Origin of the sequence: Hominiventricola aquisgranensis (assembly GCF_040096225.1) — a bacterium.
Classification (GTDB): Bacteria; Bacillota; Clostridia; order Lachnospirales; family Lachnospiraceae; genus Hominiventricola; species Hominiventricola aquisgranensis.
Genome location: NZ_JBBMFC010000066.1, coordinates 1 through 1,830, shown reverse-complemented (window position 1 = coordinate 1,830; position 1,830 = coordinate 1). Strand labels below are relative to the sequence as shown.

Genomic DNA, 1,830 nt, shown 5'->3' with positions numbered 1-1,830 from the left:
ATCGGCTCTGCCCATTTGTAACTATTCACAAATCTTATATCAGTTTTTAACGTTTACACAAAACTTGAAACGGTCTCGACAGATCCATCATGCCAAAATGCTCCCAGTAAAATATTTGTTTGTTCTGTGGATGGCAAATGGTGAAATCTGGATAAATTGTCATGTCTTCGCTGCGAAATGCACACTCGTACCGATAAGGAATTCCATGATGATGCAATGCATTTGCAATGATCACTTCTGACTTGGAACGTACACGTTTTCCGTCCATCGTTTTGTGTATAAGTTTTTCCGGATAACGAGGATTCGATTCATATGATTCCTGCATCCATTTTTGTAAATATTCATCTGTTGAACTGTCTGGGGTAAAATCTTTTGAAGTCTCAAGAAGTTTCTGAAGCTCAGAATTATTGGTAAACCATTTTTGCTGTTCCAAACTACGCTGCTCATGTTCTTTTATGTATCGATCCATGGAATCTAGTTCTTGACATGCATTTTTCAAATTCATCTCTGTTATTTCACGCTGTGCCAGTTTTTCTGCCAATTCACGTTGATTCTTCTTGATATAAACAGGGGTATGCCCATTTGCTATATACCATTTATTATATTTTCCATTCTTTGTGATAAATAATTTTTGATTCGGAAGTAACTCTAAATCTTTTTGCAATTTGGCAATTTGCTTTGCAAGATGCGCACGCTCTTTTTTCATTTCGTAAATATACATCTGGAAATCTCCTGAATTAGGTCATGAATATTGAAACTGTTATCACAGTAACGCACTTCTCTGTATCTGTCAAGCAGTTAATTGGCTTTTTGCGGGCATGTATTGACTTCCCGCGAACTTGCTTTTGGGCCGCTGGCACCTCTTCTCCGCGCTTGCTGCCCAACTTCTCGAGTATTTGGCTTCCCGCGAACTTGGTTTTGGGCAGCTGACACCTCTTCACCACGCTTGCTGCCCAACTTCTCGAGTATTTGCACTAGTCAACAAAAAGTAGACACTTTTTTCATTTTTTATACACTCAAAACTGAGCATAGTACTCCTTATATTGTTTTGGTGTCAAATAGTTTAATGAGTATGCAGGTCTTTCTTCATTAAAGAACGTAATATACTCTTTTATCTCATTCTCAATGTTTTCATTGCTGGTTATGTGCAGATCTGTAAACATCTCTGTTTTGATCCAGCCATTAATCGCCTCCATTGCTGCATTATCTGTTGGGGTTCCGGCTCTGGACATAGAATGAACGATGTTATATAAAGGCAAAAGCTCATTAAAGTCCTTAGATGCATAGACCGATCCCTGATCTGTATGAAGAATCATTTCCAGACCAGGATACTTTTGCTTGATGGAAATCAAGTCTTTTAGACCACTTATATATGTCATTCTGTCTCCTTTGCGACCTGAAAGCGAGTATGACAGGATTTCATTATTCCAAAGATCCATATACAAGGTCAATTCATAATAACCCCCTTTTAATCGAAATGCAGTCATGTCACTTGTGATACACTGCAACGGTCCGGTGATATTTAACCCGGTTGCCATTAGGTTCGGATACACCTTGAATGGATCTCCTGGCTTCTTATAGCGGTAATGCTTGGATATGCTCATAATCCCTGCCGTTTTACAACACTTATGAGCATACTGATCAGACATTTTTAGTCCTGTATCTAAACGAATCTTGGCATTAAGCCAGCGATAGCCATGTGATGGATATTTAGCATGGTATTCCTTGAATAATGCCAGATCACTTACAAAGGATGATGTTGTATAAATAAAGTTGACACCTTATTCTCAAGGAATTCATGTATAATAAAAGAGAATAAGGAGGAACTCT

The 1,830-nt window shown here is 38.3% G+C and carries 2 protein-coding genes; both read right to left on the bottom strand.

Going from position 1 to position 1,830, the window contains the following annotated elements; all coding sequences use genetic code 11:
- Window positions 1-46 precede the first annotated feature (46 nt).
- A complete protein-coding gene (locus WMO62_RS15705) occupies window positions 47-721 on the bottom strand; it encodes an ATPase (RefSeq protein ID WP_349145268.1) in 675 nt (224 codons plus the stop codon).
- A gap of 295 nt (window positions 722-1,016) precedes the next feature.
- Entirely contained in the window at window positions 1,017-1,739 is a 723-nt protein-coding gene (locus tag WMO62_RS15700) for an IS3 family transposase (protein ID WP_349145269.1), read from the bottom strand.
- Window positions 1,740-1,830 lie beyond the last annotated feature (91 nt).

What these genes read in the sequence shown, in the direction of transcription:
- WMO62_RS15705 (WP_349145268.1), bottom strand. Translation starts at nt 721, where the DNA reads ATGTATATTTACGAAATGAAAAAAGAGCGTGCGCATCTTGCAAAGCAA.